The organism is Duganella radicis (assembly GCF_009720825.1).
Classification (GTDB): Bacteria; Pseudomonadota; Gammaproteobacteria; order Burkholderiales; family Burkholderiaceae_D; genus Rugamonas; species Rugamonas radicis.
The window spans coordinates 1-1458 of record NZ_WNKY01000109.1 but is presented as its reverse complement, the minus strand read 5'-3'; the positions used below and the strand labels follow the sequence as shown (position 1 = coordinate 1458).

Annotated in this window: 1 protein-coding gene; it reads left to right on the top strand. The window is 72.4% G+C overall.

The features are described from left to right. Window positions 1–106: 106 nt before the first annotated feature. On the top strand, window positions 107–1458 hold a 1352-nt coding region (locus GM676_RS31245; RefSeq protein ID WP_155468458.1), incomplete at its 3' end, for a polysaccharide biosynthesis protein.

Genomic DNA, 1458 nt, shown 5'->3' with positions numbered 1-1458 from the left:
GCCTGCGCGCCGCGCGCGGCCCGGCCTTCATCGAGGCGGCGCGCAGCTACCGCGTGCTGGCCGACCAGCTGGCGCCGGTCTACCGCCGCGCCGCCGGGACCCGGCCGTGACGGATGCGCCTTACTCCGGCGCCAACACGCGCCGCAACATCGTCGCCTTCCTGATCGGCAAAGTGCCCACCGCGCTGCTGACGGTGTCCTTCCTGGGGCTGTCGGCGCGCACCCTGAGCGCGGCCGAATTCGGCCGCTACGTGCTGGTGATGGCCATGGTGGAGATCGTGCTGGGCACCACCACCCTGGGGCTGGACTGGGTGCTGCTGCGCTACGCCCCGGTGTACCGCCTGCACGGCTGCCGCGGCGGCCTGATGCGCATGATCGGCGCGGTGGCGGCCGCCCGCTGCGCGATCCTGTCGCTGGTGGCGCTGCTGATCGCCGGCGCCGGGCCGGCGCTGGCCGCCGCCGGCTACGCCTTGCCGCTGCCGGCCGATCTGGCCGGGCCGTTCGGCCTGCTGCTGGTGATCGAGGGCGGCATGCGCATCCTGCGCGACAACACGCTGGAGGCGCTGGCCCTGCAAAGCCGGCTGCAACTGGTGCTGGTGGCGCGCGGCGTCACCGTGCTGGCCACGCTGTGGTATCTGAGCCGGCATGGCGGCGCGGTGGCGGCCGACCTGGTGCTGGCCGAGGCCGGCGCTTCGGCGCTGAGCCTGCTGCTGTCGCTGGCGGCGGTGGCCGGCGGCCTGGCCGCCGTGCGCGCCAATGACGCCCCGTGGACCCGCCCCGACTGGCGCCAGCTGCTCCGGGTGGCGCTGCTCAACTACGCCAGCGGCATCGTCGAATACCTGTATTCGCCCAATTTCCTGATCCTGCTGCTGGCGCGCTTCGAGTCGGCCGCCGCCATCGGCGGGCTGGGCTTCGTGCTGCGCCTGACCGACATCATCCGCAACTACCTGCCGGGCATGCTGGTGTTCGGGCTGGTGCGCTCGCGCATGATCGGCGCCTACGTCAAGAGCGGCGACTACGCCGAGCTGCGCATGTGGGCCCAGTTCCTGTACAAGATCAGCCTGCTGACCCTGCTGCCGGTGATGGGCATCGTGTTCATCCAGGGCGAGCAAATCCTGGCGCTGGCCAGCGCCGGCCGCTACGCCAGCGACCACCTGCTGTTCGCCGTGTTGTGCTGCTGGCTGGCGCTGCGCCTGCACCGCCTGATCCTGGGCGTGGTGTTCAACGCGGTGGAACTGATGCAGGCCTGGGTGCGCGGCTCGCTGCTGTCGCTGCTGGTGCTGCCGCTGATTTATGTCGCCGGGCGCGACTGGCTGGGCGTGTGGTTCGTGGTGGTGGCCCTGTTCGGCAACGAGCTGATCGTCGGCGCGCTGGCGGTGCTGGCCCTGCGCCGGCGCGGCCTGGGCTGGACTGTCGGCCTGCGCTGGATCGCCCGCGCGGCGGCCGCCACTGCGGCCGG